This is a genomic window from Agrococcus sp. TF02-05 (assembly GCF_017565345.1).
Lineage (GTDB): Bacteria > Actinomycetota > Actinomycetes > Actinomycetales > Microbacteriaceae > Agrococcus > Agrococcus pavilionensis.
Window position 1 is genome coordinate 113,738 of the sequence record NZ_JAGEKO010000001.1, and the last position, 23,400, is coordinate 137,137.

Below are 23,400 nucleotides of genomic sequence, written 5' to 3' on the forward strand. Positions count from 1 at the left end.
GGCACAGCCAGGTCCTGAGGATTAGGACCGCATGGGTTTGCCCTTGAAGGCGAGGGCGATGCAGAGCGTCAGGCCGCCGAACACGAACACGTCTGCGACGTTTCCGATGAACCAATCGGCGTAGGCGATGAAGTCCACCACGTGGCCTCGGCCGGGACCGGGGTGCCGTACCAGGCGGTCGATGACGTTCCCGAGGCCACCGCCGAGGATGAGGCCAAGGCTCAGCGCCCAGGGTAGCGACGTGGTTCTCCAGGTGAGCCAAGCCGCGAATAGAGTGCCCGCAGCTGCGAGGGCGGTGATGAGCGGTGTCGCGCTGGCGCCGAGCGAGAGTGCCGCACCCGGGTTATAGGTGAGTTGCGTTGCGAGCATGTCGCCCAGCAGTGGATGACGCTCGCCCACAGCGAGGGTCGCCTCTGCCCAGATCTTGCTGAGTTGATCGATCGCCACGGCGGCGAGCGCAGCGAGGTAGCCGAGCAGGGTCACCCTCCACAATCGAGGTGTCGTGTGTGGCGGGGAGGCGCCTCCCGCGGCGACTGCCGGTGCTGCCGCGGGACTTGGCGAGCTGTTGCCAGTCGTCGACATTAGGCCAGTGCCTCGAAGAGGCGGGGGACGACGCCGGATTTGATCAGGATGAACAGGCCGAGGCCGATGAACACGGCGGGCACGAGCCAGTGCTCGATGCGCTCGAGAGTCTCGGTGACGGCCTTGTGCGTGCCGATGACCTTACCGAAGAGGCACCAGACGCTCACCAGAGCGAGGAACACGACGATGGTGATCGTGGTGTCTGCGGGCGAGATGGTTCGGAACACCGGCGTGTAGAGGCTGATGTTGTCCGCCCCATTCGCGATGGTGATCCCGGCGATGCCGAGCAGGCCGAGGCCCTTCATCGTTGACTCGTCAGGATCTGCATCGTCGCGCTCGCGCAGTCCCCGGATGAGTCCGATTACACCGATCAGCAGGGGGAGGAGGCCAAGGAAGCCGACCCACTCGTCCGGGATGATCGTGAGCCCGAGTGCCGCGACAACGCTGATCGCAACGAGGGTTGCGAATCCCAGGTATTGGCCGAGGACGATCTGCCAGGGTCGAGGCCCGCCGCGGGACGATGCGAGGAAGAGCACGGTGAGTATGACGATGTCGTCGATGTTGGTTGCCGCGAACATGCCGATCGCGGAGGCAATGGTCGCGAGCATCTAGAGGTCCTTCTCCTCGAGATCGCCCAGGACCTCGAAGGGCGATTCGACATCGCCGCGCCATGCCTCGACGCCTTCGCGGATCGCGAGTCCCGCGACAACGAGTGCAGCCACGGAATCTGCCCACATCCAGCCGAAGAGCAGGTTGAGCAACAGGCCGACGAGCACCGTGCCGGACAGGTAGATGCACAGGAGCAATTGCTTGGCGTCCGCCTGCACGCTGCGCGAACCGAGCTCGCGACCGGTGCGGAACTCGAACCAGGCCAGTGCCGGCATGACGAGCAGGCTGAGGCTGGCGATGCCGATGCCGAGCGGGCTGTGATCGACCTCTTCCACCCCGGTCAGCGTGAGCACCGCGTCGATGATGACGTACGCGGCGAGCGCGAAGAACGCGATGCCGATCGCGCGGACGGTCGCCTTCTCCCACCGTTCCGGATCCTTGCGCGTGAACTGCCATGCGACTGCGGCCGCGGAGAGCACCTCGACGATCGAATCGAGCCCGAACCCGATCAGCGCGGCCGAGGAGGCCATCGAGCCCGCCCAGATCGCGACGATCGCCTCAATGAGGTTGTAGGTGATCGTGAAGCCGACGATGAACCGCACTCGGCGATGCAGGGTGGTTCGTCGTGCCTCGGTGAGCGTCTCTGCGCTCATCGGGTCGACTCGCAGCAGCCGGGGACCGGGCACTCCGGATCCAGGCACGGTGCTTGCTCGTCGACAGCCAACGTCACCTCGACCAGCGCGGTCAGTGCCTGGGCGAGGTGTGGGTCGGCGATCTCGTATCGCGTCTGCCGGCCTTCGGGCTCGGCCACGGCGATGCCGCAGTCCCGCAAGCAGGCGAGATGGTTCGACACGTTCGAGCGTGTCAGCTCGAGCTCGCGCGCAAGGACAGCGGGGTAATTCGGTCCCTGTAGCAAGTTCAACAAGATGCGTGAGCGCGTCGGGTCCGCCAGTGCCCGGCCCAGCCGATGCATCACGTCCAGTCGATTCGCAATAGTCAGCATGCACTGACTATACAGCAGATGCTGACCTACGACGCCCGAGGCGCTGGATGACTTGCATTCATGGTGGTGCAAAATTTGCACCAATCAGGAGCGGCGCCCGTCGGCCGGCGTCCGGCCCTGCGCGGAAAACGCCCGGTCAGGAGCGGGTTTTGGTGGGATCTGTTTGCTGAGTTGGGCCTCAGGGAGAGTGGGGCCGGAGCTTCGGTATCAACTCGACTGGATACCGGGGATATCAACCTAGGTCGTGAGCTCCTTCGCGAAGTCCTCTGGTTCTGAGGTCGACGCGCTCCACGCGCATGAACCCTCGACGCGCTATCGACGAGCGGGGGCGATCTCCTCGATCAGGCTGGCGATGCGTCCGCGGATCTCGTCGCGGATGGGGCGCACGTCCTCGATGCCCTGACCCGCGGGGTCGTCGAGCTCCCAGTCCTCGTAGCGCTTCCCCGGGAAGATCGGGCAGGCGTCGCCGCAGCCCATCGTGATGACGACGTCGGACTCGCGCACGGCGTCGACGGTCAGCACCTTCGGCTGCTCCGCGGTGATGTCGATGCCTTCCTCCGCCATCGCGGCGACGGCAACCGGGTTGATCTGGTCAGCAGGCATCGAGCCTGCCGACCGGACGTCGATGCGGCCTTCGCCGAGGCTGCGAAGGTAGCCGGCGGCCATCTGCGAGCGGCCGGCGTTGTGAACGCAGACGAACAGGACGGTGGGCTTGGAATCGGTCATGGGTCTTTCCGTTCAGCGGGTGGGGGAGAGGTCGGTGAGGAGCTGCTGGACGCGGGCTGCGATGTCGTCGCGGATCGCTGCAACGCCCTCGGGGGAGGCAAGGGCGGGGTCGCCCACGGCCCAATCCTCGTAGCGGACGCCGGGAATGACGGGGCACACGTCGCCGCAGCCCATCGTGATGACGACGTCCGCGGCACGGACTGCGTCGTCGGTCAGCGGCTTCGGGAAGGCGGTCGCCGCGGTGGGGGCGTCGATCTCCTCGAGGAGGGGTCGCACGTTCGGGTGGACGTCGGCGGCGGGCGTCGAGCCGGCGGAGCGTGCGACGACGCGACCGCCGGCGTACTGATTGACGAGCGCGGCCGCGAGCTGGGAGCGGCCAGCGTTCGCGACGCACACGAACAGCACCTGCGGCACCGAGCCACCGCGATCGCGCTCGAGGTCGCTCAGGCGCTGCCTGGCGAAGCGCTCCGTCAGCAGCACCAGGTGCGCGGTGACGCGAGCCGTGCGAGCGAGTCCCGTGTAGGACTCTCGGACGATGGATGCGACGACGTCTGCGCTGAGGGCTGGATGAGTGGCGGCGAGGGTGTGGGCGAGGTGGTCGAGCGCCTCGTCGACGTCTGCCAGGCCGCGGTAGCCGTCGCGGACGGCGGGATTCACGGCGGCGGGCGCGAACGAGTCGAGCAGTGTGGTGACGGCGGGCTGGAGTGCGGGGGTGATGCGGTACCAGACCCAGGTGCCGCGACGTTCGGAGGTGACGACGCCGGCGTCCTTGAGAACCTTGAGGTGATGCGAGACGGTCGGTTGCGACACCTCAGCGAGCTCGGCGAGGTCGCACACGCACGACTCGCCGCGTCCGTCGGTGGCGATCGCGGACAGCATCCGCAGCCGCAGCGGGTCGGAGAGCGCCTTCAGCGTCGTCGCGAGCGATCCGGCAGCGGCCTCGCTGATGGCGTGCGTGTCGGCGGCGACGCAGGCGTCCGTGGTGGTGGGAGTGCTCATCGTCGAGTCCTCTCGATGGGCCGCGCGGCCGCGGTGGAATCCGGGTCGGTGGCGGTGGGGTCGGTGCGGAACCAGGATCGGGCGATCCAGAGCGAGACGTAGACGAGGCCCACGAGCACGGGGACCTCGATGAGGGGGCCGACGACGCCTGCCAGCGCTTCGCCGGAGGTCGCGCCGAAGGTGCCGATCGCGACGGCGATCGCGAGCTCGAAGTTGTTGCCGGCGGCGGTGAACGCCAGCGTGGTGGCGCGGGCGTAGCCGAGGCCGAGCAGCTTGCCGGTGACGATGCCGATGGTCCACATGAGCGCGAAGTAGGCCAGCAGCGGCAGCGCGATGCGCACCACGTCGAGCGGCTGCGAGGTGATCGCGTCGCCCTGGAGGGCGAACAGCAGCACGATCGTGAACAGCAGACCGTAGAGCGCCCACGGTCCGACCTTCGGCAGGAATCGGTCCTCGTACCAGGCGCGTCCCCGGCGGCGCTCGCCGATCCACCGCGACGCGAATCCGGCCAGCAGCGGCAGGCCGAGGAAGATCAGCACGTTCAGGGCGATCTCGCCGATCGAGACGTTCAGACCCTGCGAGTCGAGGCCGAGCCAGCCCGGCAGGACGGTCAGGTAGAACCAGCCGAGCAGGGCGAACGCGACGACCTGGAAGGCGGAGTTGATGGCGACGAGCACCGCGGCGGCCTCTCGGTCGCCGCATGCGAGGTCATTCCAGATGACGACCATGGCGATGCAGCGGGCGAGGCCGACGATGATGAGGCCGGTGCGGTACTCGGGCAGGTCCGGCAGGAACGTCCAGGCGAGCGCGAACATGAGCGCAGGCCCGACGATCCAGTTGAGCAGCAGCGATGCCAGCAGCAGCTTCCGGTCGCCGGTGACCGCGGCGACGCGGTCGTAACGGACCTTCGCCAGCACCGGGTACATCATCACCAGCAGGCCGAGCGCGATCGGGATCGAGATCCCGCCGACCTCGAGCGCGGCGAGCACGTCGGACACGCCCGGCAACGCGGAGCCGATGACGAGCCCGGCGACCATGGCCAGGCCGATCCACGCGGGCAGCCAACGGTCGAGCGTAGATAGGCGACGCATCGCGCCCGTCCCGGTCGCGTCGGTCATGCCACGACCGCCTCAGGGGCTGCAGCCGGAGCGTCGGCGTCGAGGGCGGAGAGGTAGTGCTGCGCGTCCTGCGCGGCGGCGCAGCCGGTGCCGGCTGCGGTGATCGCCTGCCGGTAGGTGTGGTCGACGAGGTCGCCGGCGGCGAACACGCCCGGCAGGTTCGTGCGGGTGGAGGGGTGGTCGACGAGCACGTAGCCGTCGGCGTCGACGTCGACCTGGTCGGCGACGAGCTCGGAGCGCGGGTCGTGACCGATCGCGACGAACACGCCGGTCGCGTCGAGTACGCGCTCGGCGCCGGTGACGGTGTCGCGCAGCGTCACGCCCTCGATCTTCGCATCGCCGACGAACCCCGCGATCTCGCTGTTCCAGGCAACCTCGATCTTCGGGTCGGCGAGGGCACGAGCAGCCATGATCGCCGACGCGCGAAAGGTGTCGCGGCGGTGCACGATCGTCACCTTCGACGCGAACCGGGTCAGGAACAGCGCCTCCTCCATCGCCGAATCGCCGCCACCGACGACGACGATCTCTTGCTGGCGGAAGAAGAATCCGTCGCAGGTCGCGCACCACGACAGGCCGTGACCGGTCAGGCGCTCCTCGTCGGCCAGCCCCAGCTTGCGGTAGGCAGACCCCATCGTGAGGATCGCAGTGCGAGCGAGGACCGCCTCGCCAAGCCCCGTCTCGACGCGCTTCACATCGCCCGCCAGATCGACCCGCACCGCGTCGTCGAACACGATGCGCGCACCGAACCGCTCGGCCTGCGCACGCATCGACTCCATCAGGTCAGGGCCCTGGATGCCGTCGACGAAGCCGGGGAAGTTCTCCACCTCGGTCGTCGTCATGAGCGCGCCGCCGGCGGTCACCGACCCGGCCAGCACCACCGGCTCCAGGCCCGCGCGCGCGGCGTACACCGCTGCGGTATAGCCGGCCGGCCCCGATCCGATGATCACGACATCCATGATCTGATTCGACATGCCTCTATATTGAGGTTCGTCGAATTAGCGCGCAAGTCGCGCCGGATGAACATCAGGTGACGGGGCGCGCGCCGATCTGGACCAGGGCGGGCGCGGGCGCGCAGCATCCGGAGGCGGCAGGCGCGTCGAACGCGCTCGCGCCGCCGCAGACGCCGGTGTCGGGCAGGACGAGCTCGTCGCGGGCTGCAGCCTCATGGTCGCCAGCGATGTGCGCTGCGACGCTGCGGACCTGCTCGTATCCGGTGAGCGCGAGGAACGTCGGGGCGCGACCGTAGGACTTCGCGCCCACGACGAAGAGGTTCGCGTCGGGCTGGGCGAGCTCGGCCGCGCCGGTGGCACCGACCGAGCCGCAGGAGTGGAGGTTCGGGTCGATCGACGCGGCGATCCCGTCGACGGCGTCCAGCGACGAGTCGATCGCCAGTCGCAGCTCAGACAGGATCGACAGGTCGGGGCGGAATCCCGTCAGCGCGAACGCATGGCCGACGTCCTGGATGACGCGTCCGTCCTCGCCGACGATCGCGAGCCCGTCGCCGCTCTGCCGCACCTCAGCGACCCGGAACCCGCTGACGAGGTCGACGCGGTCGGCGTCGACGGCGCGACGCGCCCGCGCGCCCAGCGCTGCCCGCTCGGGCAACTCGTCGCCGATGCCGTCGCCGAACACGTTCGCCGTCGAGCCGCTGCGCAGCAGCCAGGTGATGCGCGTATCGGGTGCGCGTCGCGCGAGGCGATCGAGCTGCAGCAGCGCATGCGTGGCCGAATGGCCGGCGCCGACGACCACGACGTGCTGACTGGCGAACGCCTGAACATCGTCCGGGATCCGGTACGAGATCCGGTCGGCTGCAGCACGCTCGCCGATGGCGGGCACGCCATCCGCGCCCATCGGACCCGGCTGCCCCCACGTGCCGCTCGCGTCGACGACGGCGCGTGCGCTGATGCGCTCCTCGCTGCCGTCTGCGCCGGTGACATGCACGATGAACGGAACCTCCACGCGACCCTGCGAGACGACCTTGTCTCGGCCCTGCTTCGTCACCGCCGTCACCCTCTGGCCGGTGCGCACCCGCTCGCCCAGGGCGGCAGCCAAGGGTGCGAGGTAGCGCTCCACCCACTGCGCACCTGTCGGGTAGGCGCGCTCGGGAGCGACCCACCCAGACCGCTCGAGCAGTCGAACCGCTGCGGCGTCCACGAGCTCATCCCATGCCGAGAACAGCCGAACATGGCCCCACTCGGCCACCGCTGCGCCAGCAGATCCGCCGCGCTCGAGCACCACCGCCTCGACACCCCGCTCCGTCAGATGCGCCGCCATCGCAAGTCCCTGCGGACCCGCACCGATCACGACCACCGGCTGCTCAGCCATCACCACTCCTAGGATCGAAGAACGTCGATGCGATGAGCATGCAGCATCCATCGACGAACGTCAATCAATGTGTCAGGATGGTGCGCGTGACGACCACGACCGCCGCCGACGCGTGCTGCACTCCTGTGGGAGAGGCGGCGATCGATGCCGCCGCCGCTGAGCAGCTCGCAGTGCGCTTCAAGGCGCTCGGTGACCCGACGCGTGTGCGTCTGCTGTCGCTGATCGCTGCGAGCGACGGGGGAGAGGCGTGCATCTGCGACCTCACCGAGCCGGTGGGACTCTCCCAGGGCACGGTCTCGCACCACATGAAGATCCTCGCCGAAGCGGGCTTCGTCACTCGGGATCAGCGCGGGCGCTGGGCGTACTACGCGATCGCACCCGGTGCCCTTGACGCCACTGCGTCGTCCCTCCGCGCACTCTGACGTGACCGCCTCCGTCGACGAGCGCCTCGACTGGCGTCTCGCCGCCCTCGCCGTCGGCCAGGTCATCAGCTGGGGCTAAGCGCCGGTCAGAGGTTGATTCCTTCGTGCCTACCCGGTCGCACGGGGAGGCGTATCGCCACGACGTGAGTACTTCATCCCTCTTTCAATCAGACATAATGTGCATTATCGGCGCTTCGTGGCGTCGGGCGAGAGCGGCCCGACGAGGCGTCAGGACCGCGCGAGCGCTGCGAGCGCGTCGCCCGTGAGGCGCTGCGTCGTCCACTCGTCGAGCGGCTCAGCGCCGATCGAGCGGTAGAAGCCGATCGACGGCTCGTTCCAGTCGAGCACCGTCCACTCGAAGCGCCGGTAGCCTCGCTCGACGCACTCCGCCGCGAGCGCCGCCATGAGCGCTCTGCCGTAGCCGCGGCCGCGCTGCGCCTCGTCGACGTAGAGGTCCTCGAGCCAGATGCCGTGCGTGCCCGTCCAGGTGGAGTACGTGAGGAACCAGATCGCGATGCCGACGATCGCGCCGTAGCGCTCGACGACGTGCGCGAACGCTCGAGGCTCGTCGCCGAAGAGCGTCGCCGTGAGCATCCCCTCGGTGTTCTCCACCGCATCCGGCTCTCGCTCGTAGACCGCGAGCGCGTGGATCATGGCGAGGATGCCCGGCTCGTCGCCGGGCCGTGCGCGGCGCAGCAGCGCACCGTCGGAGAGGCTGCGGGACGTCACCCACGGAGCCTACGGGGTCGCGGCTGTGGCGTTCCCGGCCCACGCCGGTACGCTGTGCGGCCAGGAGGTCGCGATGGAGCGGGCCGAGTCGGACATCAGGGCGTTCGTCGACGCGCACGCCCACGAGCTCGTCGCGCAGCTGGCCGCGTGGGTGCGCATCCCCTCGGTCGCGGACGTCCCCGAGCGCGAGCACCACCTCCGCAGGTCGGCCTCGTGGCTCGCCGGCGAGCTGCGCGCCGTGGGCTTCCCGCTCACGGAGATCTGGAGCGGCGCGGACGGCCCCGCGGTCTACGCCGAGTGGTGCGAGGCTCCGTGCGCGCCGACCGTGCTCGTCTACAGCCACCACGACGTGCGCGCCGTCAAGGACGAGAACTGGGACGAGACGGCGCCCTTCGAGCCGGTCGAGCGCGACGGACGGCTGTACGGGCGCGGCAGCTCGGATGCGAAGGGCCAAGTGCTCGCGCACCTGTGGGGCATCCGGGCGCACCTCGCCGCGAGCGGGCGGGCGGCGCCGGCCGTCAACCTCAAGCTCATCGTCGAGGGCGAGGAGGAATCCGGCTCGGCAGGGCTCGCCGCGATGCTCGACGAGCACCGCGAGCGGCTCTCCGCCGACGTCGTGCTGTTCTCCGACACGCTCCTGTGGCGCGCCGATCACCCGGCGCTCTGCACGAGCATCCGCGGCATGCTCGGCGCGCGCATCGAGGTCTACGGCCCGCTCACCGACATCCACTCCGGCGCGGTCTCGGGGCCGGCGCCGAACCCCGCGATCGAGCTCGGCCGGCTGCTCTCGCTCCTGCACGACGACGAGGGCCGGATCGCGCTCCCGGGCTTCTACGATGACGTCGAGTCCATCCCGGAGCGGCGCCGCGCCGAGCTCGCGGCGCTCCCCTTCGACGAGCGCGACTGGCTCGAGCGCTCGCACACGCGCAGCATCGGCGGCGAGGCGGGCTACACGGTGCTCGAGCGGTTGTGGGAGCGGCCAGCGCTCGAGGTGATCGCCATCGCGGCCGGCGACCCGGTCGGCGTCAAGCGCGCGGCCGTCCCGTCGATGGCGTCGGCCGACCTCAGCATCCGCACCGTCGCCGGGCAGCGCGTCGAGCGGGTCGCGGAGCAGCTCCGCGCCTGGCTCGAGGAGGCGATCGGCGACCGCTTCGAGTGCAGCCTCGAGCTGCAGCAGGAGATCGCATAGGAGAGCTATCGCACGCCCGACTCCCCCGTCGTCGACGCCCTCGCGCGCGCGATGGCGGCGGGCTTCGGCGTCGCGGAGGTCGGTCGGATGGGCAACGCGGGCGGTGGGCCAGCCGAGCTGCTCGCGCGGGCCCTCGAGGTGCCGATCGTCTTCTTCGGCACCGGGCTCGTCGAGGACAACTGGCACGACAGCGACGAGAGCGCGTCGATCGCGATGCTCCTCGCCGGCGCAGCGACGCTCGCCAACCTCTGGGGCGAGCTCGGCCCCGACTGAACCGCTCAAGCGGAGCCGCTCGCCCGTCCGGGTGCGCGCAGCGCGGCTGCGATGGCCCTGCCGCGCTCGGCGATCGCTCCGCCGTCGGCCGGTCGCCCCGGCTCGAAGGGCAGCTCGAGCCGATCCCTGCCGCGGTCGAGGTAGCGCGGGATCACGTGCAGGTGGAAGTGCGGCACCGTCTGCCACGCGGCGGCGCGGCTGCACTGCAGCAGGTTCACGCCGTCGGCGTCGAGCGCCGGGAGCGCCGCCCGGGCGATCCGCTGGGCGGCGAGCACCGCGGCGGCCAGGTCGTCGGATGGGATGTCGAGGAGGTCGGCGCTGTGCCGCTTGGGGATCACGAGCAGGTGCCCGTCAGCACCCGGGTCGGTGTCCATGAAGGCGATCGTCGTCGCGTCCTCCGCGACCGGCTCGCACGGCACCGTGCCGTTGACGATCCCGCAGAAGACGCATCCATCAGCCTGACCGCCGCGCTCCTCGCCCACGGTGGGGATGCTACGCGCCGCCGACCTCTCCGTGCTCGTGCTCGTCGACGTGCTCGATCGCCGCGACCATCCGCTCGAGGAACCCGGCGACGGCCTCGGTCTGCTCGTCGTCCATCGCGTCGATGACGTCGATCATCCGGCGGTGCATCGCGCCGAGCGTGGCCCGGACCTCGGCGTCGGTGTCGCTCGTCGGCACGACGATCGTCGCGCGGCGGTCGTCGGGGTGCGGCTCACGGCGCACGTGACCGCTCTTGACGAGCCGGTCGACGAGCGCGGTCACCGAGGGCGACGCGAGGCCGAGCGCCGCCGCGAGATCGCGCTGCCGCAGCACGTCGCCGCGTCGCTCGGCCCGGAGCAGCAGGCGCAGGGCGAGCAGGTCGGTCTCGCCCATGCCCATCGACGACCGCGTGCGCGCCCGCATCTCTGCTTCCGCCGCGCGGTACCGCCGCAGCAGGTTGAGGACGTCGACGCTCGTCGGCCTGCCGTGCTCCGGGTACCAGTAGCCCGAGCGGGCAGTCCCGCGCTGCTCGATCTGCGTCATCCCGCTCCTCCGCCGGATCCGTCCTGCTTCGTCACCACCATACCGTTCGAACGTGATACATTTCGATCATCGAACTAATGATCGTGACGAAGGAGCAGGACATGACCGACACGCTGACTCGCCCCGAAGCCTCGGCCACCGCTCCCGCGACCCTCGCCGAAGCGGCGCACGCCGTCGGCGGCTCGTCGCGCATCACGTGGGCCTCGCCCGGAACCGGCCTGTGGGTCGCGAGCCGCGGCGGCGTCGAGGGCACGACCTTCCTCGGCTTCGTCGAGGAGACGCTCGAGGAGTACGTCGCCGTCGACGGCGCCGGGCGCTCGCTCGGTCGCTTCAGCGACCTGCGCTCGGCGCAGGCCGCGTTCGCGGCAGGCAGCCCCTCCCCCGCCCTGACGACCGGCCCGATCCCGTGGATCGACGCGGGGGCGCGAGTCGTGGCCCGGTCGAGCCTCCGCTTCGGCTGAGTCGCTTCAGCCGAGGATCCCGCCCCACACCGCGCGCGCACCCGAGTCGCCGATGAGCACGACCATCGTGGTCGAGCCGGCCGCGACGGCGATGGCGAGCGTCGCGAGCACGATCGAGACGATCCGCGCGCGTCCCTCCGACCGCGCGGCGACACGCGGCTCGCCCCAGCGGAACCACGCCCACTGCGCGGTCGCGACCGCGAGCATCCCGAGCACCCACGGCAGCAGCATCCGCCCGTAGTCCCCGTGCGCGACGACGGCAGGCTGGGCGCCCACGACCTCCGCGAGCGCCTCGCCGGCGGCCACCGTGACCGGCACGAGCACGACGAGCAGCAGCGCCGAGAGCGGGGTGACGATGCCGAGCCGTCGCCGAGCGGCCGGCCAGACGCTCCCGAGCACGAGGGCGAGCGCGGTGAGCGGCGTGAGCACCACCACGGCGTGGACGACGAGCGGGTGCAGCGGGAGGCCGGCGACCTCGAGCGAGCCGGAGATGCTGAGCGGGTCCATACTCGGGGACACGAGAACGGCCAGTCGAGGGTTCACCGTTGAACCGAGGCCGCCGTCGCCTCGTGTCCTCATCGAGGAGGTGACCGAGTGCCGCTCGACGACGCCCAGCGCCTGGAGGCGCTCTACGACTCGCACGCCGCCCCGGTGTGGCGCTACGTCGTGCACCTCACGGGCGACCGGGCGGGCGCCGACGACGTCGTCCAGGAGACGCTGCTGCGGGCGTGGCGGAGCTCGAAGATCCTCGCCGACCCCGACGCGGCCCGCGCATGGATGCTCACCGTCGCGCGCCACATCGTGATCGACGAGTCGCGCAGCGCCCGCCGCCGCCACGAGCTCGCGGTCGCCGAGCTGCCGGAGAGGGCCGCCGAGGACGCGATCGACGCGCGCTTCGACGCGCTCGTGATCGCGCAGGCGCTCGCGGAGCTGAGCCCGGAGCACCGCGGCGTCATCATCCGGGCCTACTACGGCGGCCGTCCCGTCGCCGAGATCGCCGCCGAGCTCGGGGTCCCCGAGGGTACCGTCAAGTCGCGGCTGCACTACGGGCTGCGCGCCCTCCGGCTCGCGCTGCAGGAGAGGGGTGTGACGCGATGACCGCCGGCCACGCGCGGTTCGCCGAGTGGGATGCCGCCTACGTGCTGGGGGCGCTGAGCCCCGCCGATCGCCGCGCCTTCGAGGAGCACCTCGACGCGTGCGACCGCTGCGTGCGCGCGATCGCCGAGATCGCGCCCACCCTCGGCCTGCTCGCGCAGGTCGAGCCCGAGCGCGCGACCGCGCTGCTCGCCGACGCGCCGGAGGATGCGGGGCTCCCCGCCGCGCCGCGCGGCAGGGCCCGCCTGCTCGAGCGGGCGCGTCGCGAGGGCCGTCGCCGACGCGCGACCTGGGCCGGAGCGATCGCCGCGGCTGCGGCGGTCGCCGGCGCCATCGCCGTGCCGCTCTCGGGCGCGCTCGACGACCGGGGCGCGCACTCGGTCGAGCTCGAGGCGCTGCTCGACCTCCCGCTCGAGGCGAGCGTCGAGCTCGAGCCGGTCGCGTGGGGCACGCGGCTGGAGCTCGAGTGCAGCTATGAGGGCGACGCCGATCCGGCATCCCCTGACGGGCTCCCCTACGTGCTCGTGCTCACCGATCGAGCCGGGAACGCGAGCGAGCTGTCGAGCTGGCGCGCGGCGCCCGGGCAGACCGCGCGGCTCACGGCCGCCACGGCGCTCTCGACCGACGAGATCGCCTCGATCGAGATCCGCCTCGACGACGGCGATGTCGCGCTCATGCGCGCGGAGCTCGGCGAGGGGTGAACCCGCGGGGCCTCTGCCTCGTGTTCCCATCGGCCGCGACCGCGGCCGCTCGAGAGGGGAACTGCCATGAACACCAGGACCACCGCGGCCGCGCTCGCCGCCGGACTGCTCGTCGTCGCGCTCGCCGGCTGCACGAGCGCCGCCCCCGAGTCGGACACACCGACCGCCACCGCGTCGCAGGCCGCCGAGCCGTCGAGCGAGCCGACGACCGAGCCCGACGACACCGCATCCGCCGAGCCGGGTGCGACGGCGCTCGAGCTCGCGGTCGCCGAGAGCCCGCTCGGCGAGATCGTCGTCGACGGCGAGGGGATGACGGTCTACATGTTCGACAGCGACACGCAGGGCGCGGCCGTGAGCACGTGCGAGGGCCAGTGCGCCACGAACTGGCCGGCGGTCACGACCGACGGCGGCGCGCCGGATGCGGAGGGCGTCACGGGCGAGCTCGGCACCATCACCGGCGTCGACGGCTCGACGCAAGTGACGCTGAACGGCTGGCCGCTGTACTACTTCGCGGGCGACACCGCGCCCGGCGCCGTCGCGGGCCAGGGCGTCAACGACGTGTGGTGGGTGCTCTCCCCCGAGGGCGAGCGCATGGCGGAGTGACCGCGTCGCGACGATCCCGGCGAGGGGCCGTCAGCCCTCGCGCGAGCGGCGCCCGATGAGCGAGCGCAGCGCGACGAACACCACGACCGCGACGACGGCGACGATCGCGAGCTTCCCGATGAACCACAGCAGGCTGAAGACGACGTCGACGACGATCCACGCGATGATGACGGCGAGGATGGCGCAGATGACTGCCCACGCGGTGCGGCTCATGCTCCGAGGCTAGTCGACGGCGCCGTCGCCGAGCGCCGCGAGCAGGTCGTCGGCGAGGTCGTCGACGTGCTCGATGCCGACCGAGAGCCGGATGAGCCCCTCGGGGATCGTCGGCGCCTCGGTCGCCCAGCGGCGCCGCCGCTCGAGCGTCGACTCGACGCCGCCGAGGCTCGTCGCGGGGATCCAGAGCCGCACGCGCTCGACCGTCCGATCGGCGGCCGCGGCATCGCGCAGCACGACCGCGAGCACGGTGCCGAAGCCGGGGTCGCGCACCTCGACGACGCCGGGTGCGCCCTCGAGCCGGGCGGCGAGCTCGCGCGCGTTCGACGCGGCGCGCTCGAGCCGCACCGAGAGGGTGCGCAGCCCCCGCAGCGCGAGGAACGACTCCATCGGCCCCGGGATCGCGCCGTGCAGGCCGCGGTGGTGGCGGATGCGCGCGGCGAGGTCGGGATCGTCGGCGACGACCGCGCCGAGCACGATGTCGCTGTGGCCGGCGATGAGCTTCGTGACCGAGTGCACGACGACGTCGGCGCCCTGGCCGAGCGGGCGCTGCAGGAGCGGGGTCGCGAAGGTGCTGTCGACGACGCTCAGCGCACCGGCGGCCCGGGCCGAGGCCGCGAGCCGCTCGACGTCGGCGACCTCGAGCGCGGGGTTCGTGGGCGACTCGATCCACACCATCGCCGCGCCGGCCATCGCGGCCTCGACCGCGCCGGCGTCGGCGATGTCGACGCGGCGCACCTCGAAGCGACCCGCTTCGGCGCCGCCGTCGAGCAGCGCGAGCGTGTGCTGGTAGGCGTGGCGCGGCACGACGACGGCGCCGCCGTGCGGCACGAGCGCGGCGACGGCGCTCACCGCCGCCATGCCGCTCGCGAACGAGACGCACTCCCCGCCCTCGAGCGCGCCGAGCGCATCCTCGAACGCCGTCCAGGTCGGGTTGCCGTAGCGGGCGTACTCGGGGTCGCCGCCCGCGACGAAGGCGCTCGCGAAGGTCACCGGCTCGCTGAACGGCGTGCCCGGCACGTGGGGCGGGCGGCCCGCGCTCACGACGACGGTCTCGGGGCGCAGGCGCTCATCTCGCATTGCGCCATCCTCCCACCGCGACGAGCCGCCGGCCTCGCGCGGGCGCCTCGTGTCGGCAGCCTCGGCTACCGTCGTCGCGTGGCGACGATCCGCTCCATCTCGCGCGAGGAGGCGCGTCGCATCGCGGTGCGCGCGCAGCTGCTCGACGCCGACCGCGCGCTCGTCGACGGCTCGGAGGAGCTCGCCGACGTCGTCGCGCAGCTGACGCTGCTGCCGCTCAACCCGACCGACATCGTGTGCCCGTCCGCCGAGCACATCGCGCTCTCGCGGCTGCCCGAGATCGACTCGGGCGGCGTGCGGCGCGCTGTCGAGGTCGAGCAGTCGCTCTTCGAGCACCTCGGCCCGCACCGGCACCCGATGGAGGCGTGGGCGATCGGGCTGCGCGCGATGCGCGACCTGCCGTGGCTGCGCGCGCTCGGCCGCGCGCCCGAGGCGATCGGCGAGGGGAGCCGAGCGTGGCTCGAGGCGAACGACGGCTTCCGCGAGCGGGTGCTCGAGCAGCTCCGCACCGACGGGCCGCTCCCCCAGGGCGAGATCGCCGACACCGCCGACGTGCCCTACCGCTCGAGCGGGTGGAACACCGGCCGCGATGTCGCGATGATGCTCGAGCTGCTGCAGGTGCGGGGCGAGGTCGTCGTGGTCGAGCGGCTCGGGCAGCTGCGCGTGTGGGACCTCGCCGAGCGCGTGCTGCCACCCGTCGAGGCGCCCGACGCCGCTGCCGCGCTCGAGACGTGGCAGCGCCGCTGGCTGCGCTCGCTCGGCGTCGCGCGGCCCACCCACGTCGGCGACGCGGGCGAGCGCGTCCGCGTGCAGGGCACGCGCGGCGAGTGGCGGCTCGCCGACGGCGCGACCCCGGCCGGCTTCACGGGCCGGGTCGTGCTGCTCTCGCCCCTCGACCGCCTCATCGCCGATCGCCGCCGCATGCGCGAGCTGTGGGGCTTCGAGTACGCGCTCGAGCAGTACACGCCGGTTGCCAAGCGCCGCTGGGGCGTGCACGCGCTGCCGATCCTGGACGGCGACGCGCTCGTCGGCAAGGTCGACGCGCGCACCGACCGCGACGCGGGCGCGCTGCGGGTCGCGCGCATCCACTGGGACGTCGAGCCCGACCACCGGCTCCGCTCGGCCGTGCTCGACGAGCTCGAGCGCTTCTCCGCCTGGCTCGGCGGTCGGCTCGCGCTCGCCGACGGCGCGGCCGAGCCTCGCTAGCCTGGCGCGGTGCCCGCCATCGCCGTGATCGGCAACCCGACCGCTCGCGGCTTCGCGCGCGGCGTCGACGCGGTGCTGCGCGAGGCGGCGCGATCGGGCGCCGACGCGCGCGTGCTGCCGACCGAGCCGCTCGCGACCGGCGGGCCCCAGGCGCGCGATGCGCTGCGGTCGGGGGCGGATGCGGTCGTCGCGGTCGGCGGGGACGGCACCGTGCGCGAGGTCGCGGCCGTGCTCGCCCACTCGGGCGTGCCGCTCGGCATCGTGCCCGCCGGCACCGCCAACCTCTTCGCGCGCAACCTCGACCTGCCGCTGCGCGACGTCGAGTCGGCCGCGCGAGCGGCGGTCTCGGGCCCGACCTCGCGCATCGACCTCGGCCGCGTCGTGCTCAGCCGGGCCGGCGCGCGCGAGGAGGAGCGGCCGTTCCTCGTGGTCGCGGGCGTAGGCCACGACGCGCTCGCCGTCGAGGCGGCCTCGCTGCTCGCGAAGCGACGGCTCGGCTGGGCCTCCTACATCGCCGCGGGACTCGGCCGGCTCGGCAGCCCGAGCTTCGCCGTGCGCGGGCGCTTCGACGGCGGCCCCGTCGAGTCGACGCGCGCGTGGAGCGTCCTCGTGCACAACGCCGCGCGCATCCCCGCGGGCCTCGCGGTGCTCCCCGGGACGCGGCTCGACGACGGCTCGCTGCACGTCGCGACCGTGAGCCCGCGCCACCTCGCGCACTGGGGCCGGATCGCGGCGGCCGGGGCGGGCATCGCGCGCGCCGAGGGCGTGCTGCGCCACCGGAGGGTCGAGCGCGTGACGCTCGGCGCGGTCGACGGCCCGCTCCCCGTGCAGGTCGACGGCGACGCGGCGGCACCCGTCGATCGGCTCGACGCGCGCATCGACCGCGCCGCCCTGAGCGTGCGGATGCGAGGATCGGGAGCGTGACTCCCGACCAGGCACTCGCTCGCTTCCGCAGCGCCCCCGCAGGAGGGCTCGAGCCCCTCCTCGCCCAGATCGACCTCGATCGCACCGTCGCGGCGATCGCGGGGAACCGCTTCACCGGCCTGTTCCGGCGCGCCCAGCGCGAGGCGCTCGTCGAGCTGCTGTGCGTCGAGCGCGTCGCCGAGCTCAGCCCGCGCATGCGCGCGCGCGTCGTGCACGCGCTGCGCGAGCTCGCGCCGAGCGCCGTCATCTCGCGCGGCATCCGCTCGTGCCTCCTCTCCCTCACCGGCGAGCCCTTCCGCGACATGAAGTACCTGCTCAACTCGACCGGCGACCGGCACGATCTCGAGCACGTCGTCTTCGAGCGGCTCACGCCCGTCGATCGCGAGGCGGTGCTCGCGCACATCGCCGCCGAGGCCGCCGACGCGCCCGTGCACGACCTGCGCATCCTGTGCGACATCGACGACACGGTGCGCGCGATGCTGCACGAGACGCGCTTCCCGCGCGGCTCGGTCTACCCCGGCGTCGTCGAGCTGCTCATCGAGCTCGACGAGGGCCACGCCTCGCAGCCCTCGCGGCCGGGCGATCTGACGTTCGTCACGGCCCGGCCCGAGGGACCGCGCGGGCTCATCGAGCAGTACACGCGCAACGGTCTCTCGGGCCTCGGTCTCCCGCCCCACGCCGTGCTCGGCGGGTCGTTCCTCAACCTCTTCACGAAGCAGTCGATCCAGGCCCGCAAGCTGCAGAACTTCGTGCGGGAGCGCGCGCTCTTCCCCGAGTGCCGCTTCATGTTCATCGGCGACAGCGGGCAGGCGGATCCGCAGGTCGGCGCCGAGATGCTCCGGCTCGGCGGGGCGCACGGCGTCGCCGTGCTCATCCACGAGGTCGTGCCCGTCGAGGGATCGGTGCGCGCCGAGCTCGAGGCGGCGGGCATCCGCTTCTTCCGCGGCTACGACGAGGCGGCGCACATGGCGCACGACCTCGGGCTGCTCGACGCGCCCTCGCGCGACCGGGTGCTGCTCGCCGTCGCGGCGGACGGCGCGCCGATGACCTGAGCTCAGCCCGCGCCGTGCTCCACGAGCGCGATCGTGTTGCCCTCGCTGTCGAGCACGAAGGCCATCCGCTCGACCGTGCCGGCCGGCCCGAGCGCGTCGTCGTCGTGCTCGAAGATCGCGTGCGGCTCGCTCACGATGCCGACCCCGGATGCGCGGAGCCGCTCGACGCGCTCGTCGAGGTCGTCGACGGCGAAGTAGAGCAGCGCCGAGGGGGCGCCGCGCTCGAGCAGCAGCCGCGTGTCGCCGAGCACGAGGAACGCGAGGCCAGGCGGGTCGAAGGTCGCGGCGACGGGCACGTCGAGCAGGTCGGCGTAGAAGGCGGCGGCCCGCTCGAGATCGACGGCGCGCTGCGCCACCTGCACGAGCGGGCCGTCGCCGATCACGTCAGCCCCCGTGGTTCTCGGTCGTCGGCAGGTGCTTGCCCCACCAGCGCAGCACGTGCTCGAAGCGCTCGATGCGGTGGCGCGGCTGCCCCGAGCGCGTGAGCTCGTGGTTCTCGCCCGGGAACAGCAGGAGCGCCGTCTCGACGCCCTGCCGCTTGAGCGCGGCCCAGTAGCGCTGCGCCTGCTCGGGCGGGCAGCGCCAGTCCTGCTCGGAGTGGACGACGAGCGTCGGGGTGCGCACGTCGCCGACGCGCGCCATCGGGCTCTGCGCCCGCATCGCCTCCGGGTCGGTGCCGGTGTACTCGCCGCCGAAGAACCAGCCGATGTCGCTCGTGCCCGTGAACGACTCGGGGTCGAGGAAGCCGCGCTCGACGATCGCCGCCGTGAAGCGGTGGTCGTGCGCGATCGTCCACGCCGTGAGGTAGCCGCCGTACGAGCCGCCCATGATGCCGAGCCGCTCGCGGTCGAGCTCCGGGTGCGCGTCGAGCGCGCCGTCGAGGAAGTCGAGCACGTCGTGGAGGTCGACGGTGCCCATCGCCTGCTTGATCGCGACGCCGTGCTCGCGGCCGTAGCCGGCCGAGCCGCGCGGGTTGCACTGCACGACCGCGTAGCCCGCGTCGACCGCGACCTGCGCCTCGTCGAAGACGCCCACGCCGTACTGCGCGAACGGCCCGCCGTGGATGTTGAGGAGCACCGGGTGCGGTCCCTCACCCTCCGGCACCCACACCCAGCCGTGCACGGGGCGCCCGTCGCGGCCGGTGATCTCGTGCTCGGTCGGCAGCACGACGCCGGCCTCCGCGAGCGGTGCGCCGAAGTCGGTGATGACGCGCACGCCGCGCTCGTCGAGCACGGCGACCTCGCCGGCCGACGTCGGCGTCGCGACGGTCGCGACGGTGACGCCTGCGCCGACGCCGTGGCCGATGACCTCGAGGTCGCCGCCGATGAGCTCCCGCGAGCCGCCGCCCGTGACGTGCACGAGCCGGTTGCGGCCGCGCGTGCGCTCCTGCACGAGCACGCCGTCGTCGACGACCGTCGCGTGGCTCCCCTGCTCGCCGAGGTCGACCGACTCGCCGTCCGTGACCTCCTCGGCGTGCGCGCCGGGGTGCTCGAGCACGAAGAGCTGCGTGCTGCGAGCGACGAAGTCACGACCCGTCTCGCCCATGTGCTGCGCGAGCAGCACGAAGCCGCCGTCCGGCGTCGGCCGCACCTCGCCGACCGAGAGCCCGGCGCGCGAGGAGAGGATCGTGTGGGGCTCGCCCTGGGCGACGCCGGCGTCGAACTCCACGACCGCGTTGACGAGGTCGTCGTCGCGCGAGTCGTGCCGCGCCGTGACGCACAGCACGCGCGCGCCGTCGATCGAGAACACGGGCGCCGAGTGGTCGAAGTCGCCGTGGCTCAGCTGCACGGCCTCCGGCGCGAACGGCGCGTCGTCGTGGGTCTCGGCGGTGTCGTGCGGGTGCGGGGCGCGGTCGTAGCGCGGCTCCCCGTCGAGGTCCGGCAGCTGCGCGACGAAGAGGTGCGAGCGACGCCCGATGAGGCTCCCGACGCCGTTCGCGAGGTTGCGGTTGCGCGTGATGAGGCGCGGCGACTCCTGCGCCGCGCCGAGCCCCTCGACGCTCCCGTAGCGGCCGGGCTCGACGACCGTCGCGGCGAACGCGATGCGGTCGCCGTCGGGCGAGACGGCGAACTCGCGCACGCCGCCCGGCTGGGCGGTCGCCTGCACGGCCTCGCCGCCGTCGGCGCGCATCGCCCACACCTGCGGCTTGTCCTTCGCGTCGTCGCGGAGGAAGAGCACGGTCGCGCCGTCGGGCGTCAGCTGCGGCTCGCGGTCCGCGACGCCGCCCGTCAGCCGGCGACGCGCGCCGTCGGCGAGCGAGACGCGCCACAGCTGCCCGACGTTGCGGTTCGCGCGCACGCTCGGGCGGCTCGAGGCGACGATCGCCCACTCGCCGCTCGGGTGCACCGCGGGGCGCGAGAGCGAGACGAGGTGCTCGATGTCCTCGGCGCGCATCAGCCGCGCACCCCCTCGGCCTCGCCGAAGCCCGAGACGTCGCCGACGAGCCGCGTGCTGTCGGCGGGCACGGGCTCGACCGCGGCGAGCGCGACCTCCCTCGCGAACTCGTCGACGTCGTAGAGGCGGCCCGCCTCCTCGCGGCGGCTCGCGATCGCGCCGGGATTCGCGCGCTCGAGGAGCGTCGCGGTGATCGTGCCCTCGATCATGTCGCCCGAGACCACGACGAGCTCGATGCCGCGCTCGGCGAGCGACGGGATGCGCTCGCGCAGCGCGTCCTCTCCCGCTCGCTTCGATCGGGCGACGGGCTCGTACTCGGGCATCGTCGGCGTCGTGCGGATGAAGTGCGCCTGGTGGCTCGTGACGAACACGACGCGGGCGCCGTCGCGCAGCACCGGCAGCGCCGCCTCGAGCAGGCCGACCTGCGCGGCGCGGTTGAGCCGCATGGCGTAGTCCTCGCCCATGCCGCTCTCCATGCCCCCGGATGCGTTCATGACCAGGATGTCGAGGCCCCCGAAGCGCTCGCGCGCGGCCTCGAACATCGCCGCGACGCTCGCGGGGTCGGTGAGGTCGGCCTGCACGACGAGCGACTGGACGCCGTGCGCCTCGGCGGCGGCGGCGACCTTCTCGGCGCGCGGCGCCTTCGCGCGGTAGTTGACGACGACGTCGGCGCCCGCGGCCGCGAGCAGCTGGACGGTCGCCGCGCCGATGCCGCGGCTCGATCCGGTGACGAGGGCCGTGCGGCCGGCGAGCGAGCCCGGCGCGAGCGGCGCGGTCTCCTCTCCGGCGGGATCGGGATTCGTCGCGTCGGCATTCGGCACAGGGATCTCCTTCGTTCGACTCGACACTACTGCGCGCCCCGTGCCGCTCGTGCGCGCCTCGAGCGCTTCCGGCATCCGCTCAATATGCTGGGCCCGTGGACCTTGCCCAGTACGCGTGGATCGTGTGGCTCGTCGTCGCGCTCATCTGCTTCATCATCGAGATGGTCACGCTCGAGTTCACGTTCCTCATGATCGGGATGGCCTCGATCGGCGGGCTCGTCTCGAGCATCACCGGGCTGCCCGTGTGGGCGCAGGTGCTCATCGCTGCCGCCGCCGCGCTCCTGCTGCTGCTGCTCGTGCGGCCCAAGCTGCTGCAGCGGCTGCACGAGTCGGGCGAGCTCAACCTGCAGGGCGTCGACGCCCTCATGGGCATGGCCGGCGAGGTCACGCGCACGTTCGTGCGCGGCGCTGGCGAGGTCACGCTCTCGAACGGCGACGTGTGGACGGCGCGCCTCTCCCCCGCGGTGCAGCCGCGGGATCCCGACGTCGGCGAGCGCATCGTCGTCACCGCAATCGAGGGGGCGACCGCCATCGTCGTCCCCGCTCAGCGATAACCGACCGACAACCAAGGAGCCCCCATGCCGATCGACGGAAGCTTCATCCTCAACGGATTCCTGCTCGTGCTCGTCGCGCTCATCGTCCTGTTCGTGCTCGTCACGCTCTTCCGGTCGATCCGCATCATCAAGCAGGGCTTCACGGGCGTGGTCGAGCGGCTCGGCCGCTTCCACCGCGTGCTGCAGCCGGGCCTCAACTTCCTCGTGCCGTTCATCGACCGCGTCTCCTACTCGGTCGACATGCGCGAGCAGGTGCGCTCGTTCCCGCCGCAGCCGGTCATCACCGAGGACAACCTCGTCGTCTCGATCGACACGGTCGTCTACTTCCAGGTGACCGACGCGCGCGCCGCGACGTACGAGATCGCCGACTACCTCTCGGCCGTCGAGCAGCTCACCACCACGACGCTCCGCAACGTCGTCGGCGGCATGAACCTCGAGGAGGCGCTCACGAGCCGCGACACGATCAACGGCCAGCTGCGCAACGTGCTCGACCAGGCCACCGGCAAGTGGGGCCTGCGCGTCGGCCGCGTCGAGCTCAAGGCGATCGACCCGCCCCACTCCATCCAGGACTCGATGGAGAAGCAGATGCGTGCCGAGCGCGACCGCCGCGCCGCGATCCTCACCGCCGAGGGCTCGAAGCAGTCGCAGATCCTCGAGGCCGAGGGCCTCCGCCAGTCCGAGATCCTGCGCGCCGAGGGCCAGGCGAAGGCCCAGGTGCTGCGCGCCAAGGGTGACGCCGAGGCGCAGGTGCTGCTCGCGAAGGGTGAGTCGGAGGCGATCGAGCGCGTCTTCGCCGCCATCCACGAGGGCGACGCCGACGACAAGCTGCTCGCCTACCAGTACCTCCAGACGCTCCCGAAGCTCGCCGAGGGCGACGCGAACAAGCTCTGGATCATCCCGTCGGAGCTGACGGATGCGCTGCAGGGCGTCGGGCGCGGATTCTTCGAGGGGCGCGCGCAGGTGCCGTTCCAAAAGGGCGCGTCGAAGCACGACGGCGAGGCGGCCGAGCCGTCGATCCTCGATGAGACCTTCCAGGCCGACTCCGTGAGCGACGTCGAGGTTCCCTCGATCGCCGAGACGCTGCAGGCGAGCGGCATCGACCCGCGGGGCGCGGGCTCGACCGACACCGTCTCGTCGTCGACGTCGCTCGCCGACGAGACGCCGAGCACCGACTACAGCGAGGCGGTCGAGGCGGCGCGACAGGCGGCCAACGAGGTGCCGGACGCCGAGCCCGGTGCCCAGGGCGGCGCCGACGACGCGACCGACGGCAGGGCGCCGCAGGCGTGACGCGCCTGTGC

At 72.3% G+C, this 23,400-nt stretch carries 29 protein-coding genes and 1 pseudogene; 12 read left to right on the top strand and 18 right to left on the bottom strand.

What is annotated here, in order from left to right:
• Positions 1-21: 21 nt before the first annotated feature.
• The 9 genes from JQT67_RS00600 to JQT67_RS00640 form a co-directional block, all read right to left on the bottom strand.
• Positions 22-483, bottom strand: a complete 462-nt coding sequence (locus JQT67_RS00600) for a signal peptidase II (protein WP_177220388.1) — start codon at positions 481-483, stop codon at positions 22-24.
• A 98-nt stretch (positions 484-581) separates the two neighbouring features.
• Positions 582-1,190 (bottom strand): cadmium resistance transporter, encoded by a 609-nt coding sequence (locus JQT67_RS00605; protein WP_208063074.1) that lies wholly within the window; start codon positions 1,188-1,190, stop codon positions 582-584.
• A complete protein-coding gene (locus JQT67_RS00610) occupies positions 1,191-1,844 on the bottom strand; it encodes a cation transporter (RefSeq protein WP_092919808.1) in 654 nt (217 codons plus the stop codon).
• Positions 1,841-2,194, bottom strand: coding sequence for a helix-turn-helix transcriptional regulator (locus JQT67_RS00615; RefSeq protein ID WP_208063075.1), 354 nt, complete (start codon positions 2,192-2,194; stop codon positions 1,841-1,843). The genes JQT67_RS00610 and JQT67_RS00615 overlap by 4 nt, the downstream gene beginning before the upstream one ends.
• 312 nt (positions 2,195-2,506) lie before the next feature.
• Entirely contained in the window at positions 2,507-2,920 is a 414-nt protein-coding gene (locus JQT67_RS00620) for an arsenate reductase ArsC (RefSeq protein ID WP_026374373.1), read from the bottom strand.
• Between the two features lie 12 nt (positions 2,921-2,932).
• Positions 2,933-3,919 carry a metalloregulator ArsR/SmtB family transcription factor gene (locus JQT67_RS00625; RefSeq protein WP_208063076.1) on the bottom strand — a complete coding sequence of 329 codons (987 nt, stop codon included), beginning with the start codon at positions 3,917-3,919 and terminating at the stop codon, positions 2,933-2,935.
• Positions 3,916-5,037: an ACR3 family arsenite efflux transporter gene (arsB, locus tag JQT67_RS00630; RefSeq protein ID WP_279537635.1), complete on the bottom strand. Its 1,122-nt coding sequence runs from the start codon at positions 5,035-5,037 to the stop codon at positions 3,916-3,918. Before arsB ends, JQT67_RS00625 begins: the two co-directional genes overlap by 4 nt.
• Complete coding sequence (gene trxB, locus JQT67_RS00635; RefSeq protein ID WP_374222103.1) at positions 5,034-5,993, bottom strand: thioredoxin-disulfide reductase; 960 nt, start codon at positions 5,991-5,993, stop codon at positions 5,034-5,036. Before trxB ends, arsB begins: the two co-directional genes overlap by 4 nt.
• A gap of 67 nt (positions 5,994-6,060) precedes the next feature.
• Positions 6,061-7,362 (bottom strand): NAD(P)-binding domain-containing protein, encoded by a 1,302-nt coding sequence (locus tag JQT67_RS00640; RefSeq protein ID WP_208063077.1) that lies wholly within the window; start codon positions 7,360-7,362, stop codon positions 6,061-6,063.
• A gap of 77 nt (positions 7,363-7,439) precedes the next feature.
• On the opposite strand from JQT67_RS00640, the gene JQT67_RS00645 reads away from it, so the two are divergent.
• Complete coding sequence (locus JQT67_RS00645) at positions 7,440-7,784, top strand: helix-turn-helix transcriptional regulator (RefSeq protein WP_035255235.1); 345 nt, start codon at positions 7,440-7,442, stop codon at positions 7,782-7,784.
• Between the two features lie 228 nt (positions 7,785-8,012).
• Here JQT67_RS00645 and JQT67_RS00650 read toward each other — a convergent pair whose 3' ends face one another.
• Positions 8,013-8,438: a GNAT family N-acetyltransferase gene (locus JQT67_RS00650; RefSeq protein ID WP_208063386.1), complete on the bottom strand. Its 426-nt coding sequence runs from the start codon at positions 8,436-8,438 to the stop codon at positions 8,013-8,015.
• A gap of 100 nt (positions 8,439-8,538) precedes the next feature.
• Here JQT67_RS00650 and JQT67_RS00655 point away from each other — a divergent pair, with 100 nt between their 5' ends.
• Positions 8,539-9,702 carry a M20/M25/M40 family metallo-hydrolase gene (locus tag JQT67_RS00655; RefSeq protein ID WP_208063078.1) on the top strand — a complete coding sequence of 388 codons (1,164 nt, stop codon included), beginning with the start codon at positions 8,539-8,541 and terminating at the stop codon, positions 9,700-9,702.
• Positions 9,703-9,720: 18 nt separating this feature from the next.
• Positions 9,721-9,975 (top strand): annotated as a pseudogene (locus tag JQT67_RS00660) (peptidase M20); the annotation flags it as partial.
• A 5-nt stretch (positions 9,976-9,980) separates the two neighbouring features.
• On the opposite strand, the gene JQT67_RS00665 reads toward JQT67_RS00660, so the two are convergent.
• A complete protein-coding gene (locus JQT67_RS00665) occupies positions 9,981-10,457 on the bottom strand; it encodes an HIT domain-containing protein (RefSeq protein WP_208063079.1) in 477 nt (158 codons plus the stop codon).
• A gap of 10 nt (positions 10,458-10,467) precedes the next feature.
• Positions 10,468-10,998, bottom strand: a complete 531-nt coding sequence (locus JQT67_RS00670; protein ID WP_208063080.1) for a MarR family winged helix-turn-helix transcriptional regulator — start codon at positions 10,996-10,998, stop codon at positions 10,468-10,470.
• A gap of 101 nt (positions 10,999-11,099) precedes the next feature.
• Here JQT67_RS00670 and JQT67_RS00675 point away from each other — a divergent pair, with 101 nt between their 5' ends.
• Entirely contained in the window at positions 11,100-11,459 is a 360-nt protein-coding gene (locus JQT67_RS00675; RefSeq protein ID WP_208063081.1) for a hypothetical protein, read from the top strand.
• 6 nt (positions 11,460-11,465) lie between these two features.
• Here JQT67_RS00675 and JQT67_RS00680 read toward each other — a convergent pair whose 3' ends face one another.
• Complete coding sequence (locus tag JQT67_RS00680) at positions 11,466-11,966, bottom strand: DUF2231 domain-containing protein (protein WP_208063082.1); 501 nt, start codon at positions 11,964-11,966, stop codon at positions 11,466-11,468.
• A gap of 87 nt (positions 11,967-12,053) precedes the next feature.
• On the opposite strand from JQT67_RS00680, the gene JQT67_RS00685 reads away from it, so the two are divergent.
• The 3 genes from JQT67_RS00685 (at position 12,054) to JQT67_RS00695 (ending at position 13,858) form a co-directional block, all read left to right on the top strand.
• Positions 12,054-12,557, top strand: a complete 504-nt coding sequence (locus JQT67_RS00685) for a sigma-70 family RNA polymerase sigma factor (RefSeq protein WP_208063083.1) — start codon at positions 12,054-12,056, stop codon at positions 12,555-12,557.
• Positions 12,554-13,255 carry a zf-HC2 domain-containing protein gene (locus JQT67_RS00690; RefSeq protein WP_208063084.1) on the top strand — a complete coding sequence of 234 codons (702 nt, stop codon included), beginning with the start codon at positions 12,554-12,556 and terminating at the stop codon, positions 13,253-13,255. Before JQT67_RS00685 ends, JQT67_RS00690 begins: the two co-directional genes overlap by 4 nt.
• A gap of 66 nt (positions 13,256-13,321) precedes the next feature.
• On the top strand, positions 13,322-13,858 hold the full coding sequence (locus JQT67_RS00695; RefSeq protein ID WP_208063085.1) for a hypothetical protein: 537 nt from the start codon (positions 13,322-13,324) through the stop codon (positions 13,856-13,858).
• Between the two features lie 30 nt (positions 13,859-13,888).
• On the opposite strand, the gene JQT67_RS00700 is transcribed toward JQT67_RS00695, so the two are convergent.
• Both JQT67_RS00700 and JQT67_RS00705 read right to left on the bottom strand, forming a co-directional pair.
• Positions 13,889-14,071: a hypothetical protein gene (locus tag JQT67_RS00700; protein ID WP_208063086.1), complete on the bottom strand. Its 183-nt coding sequence runs from the start codon at positions 14,069-14,071 to the stop codon at positions 13,889-13,891.
• Between the two features lie 9 nt (positions 14,072-14,080).
• Complete coding sequence (locus tag JQT67_RS00705; RefSeq protein WP_208063087.1) at positions 14,081-15,151, bottom strand: PLP-dependent aspartate aminotransferase family protein; 1,071 nt, start codon at positions 15,149-15,151, stop codon at positions 14,081-14,083.
• Positions 15,152-15,229: 78 nt separating this feature from the next.
• On the opposite strand from JQT67_RS00705, the gene JQT67_RS00710 reads away from it, so the two are divergent.
• Genes JQT67_RS00710 through JQT67_RS00720 form a run of 3 tightly spaced genes read left to right on the top strand, consistent with a single transcriptional unit; the run spans position 15,230 to position 18,333 of the window.
• Positions 15,230-16,357, top strand: coding sequence for a DNA glycosylase AlkZ-like family protein (locus JQT67_RS00710; RefSeq protein WP_208063088.1), 1,128 nt, complete (start codon positions 15,230-15,232; stop codon positions 16,355-16,357).
• A gap of 9 nt (positions 16,358-16,366) precedes the next feature.
• A complete protein-coding gene (locus JQT67_RS00715) occupies positions 16,367-17,281 on the top strand; it encodes a diacylglycerol kinase family protein (RefSeq protein WP_208063089.1) in 915 nt (304 codons plus the stop codon).
• Positions 17,278-18,333: a hypothetical protein gene (locus JQT67_RS00720; RefSeq protein WP_208063090.1), complete on the top strand. Its 1,056-nt coding sequence runs from the start codon at positions 17,278-17,280 to the stop codon at positions 18,331-18,333. Before JQT67_RS00715 ends, JQT67_RS00720 begins: the two co-directional genes overlap by 4 nt.
• A 2-nt stretch (positions 18,334-18,335) precedes the next feature.
• Here the strand turns inward: JQT67_RS00720 and JQT67_RS00725 are convergent, their stop codons facing one another.
• The 3 genes from JQT67_RS00725 to JQT67_RS00735 are packed head-to-tail and all read right to left on the bottom strand — an operon-like array spanning position 18,336 to position 21,548.
• On the bottom strand, positions 18,336-18,716 hold the full coding sequence (locus tag JQT67_RS00725; protein ID WP_307864131.1) for a VOC family protein: 381 nt from the start codon (positions 18,714-18,716) through the stop codon (positions 18,336-18,338).
• A 1-nt stretch (position 18,717) separates the two neighbouring features.
• Positions 18,718-20,727, bottom strand: coding sequence for a S9 family peptidase (locus JQT67_RS00730; RefSeq protein ID WP_208063091.1), 2,010 nt, complete (start codon positions 20,725-20,727; stop codon positions 18,718-18,720).
• Positions 20,727-21,548, bottom strand: coding sequence for an SDR family oxidoreductase (locus tag JQT67_RS00735; protein ID WP_307864132.1), 822 nt, complete (start codon positions 21,546-21,548; stop codon positions 20,727-20,729). The genes JQT67_RS00730 and JQT67_RS00735 overlap by 1 nt, the downstream gene beginning before the upstream one ends.
• A gap of 95 nt (positions 21,549-21,643) precedes the next feature.
• Between JQT67_RS00735 and JQT67_RS00740 the strand changes: the two genes are divergently transcribed.
• A complete protein-coding gene (locus JQT67_RS00740) occupies positions 21,644-22,102 on the top strand; it encodes an NfeD family protein (RefSeq protein WP_307864133.1) in 459 nt (152 codons plus the stop codon).
• Positions 22,103-22,126: 24 nt separating this feature from the next.
• Positions 22,127-23,389 (top strand): SPFH domain-containing protein, encoded by a 1,263-nt coding sequence (locus JQT67_RS00745; protein WP_243755487.1) that lies wholly within the window; start codon positions 22,127-22,129, stop codon positions 23,387-23,389.
• Positions 23,390-23,400 lie beyond the last annotated feature (11 nt).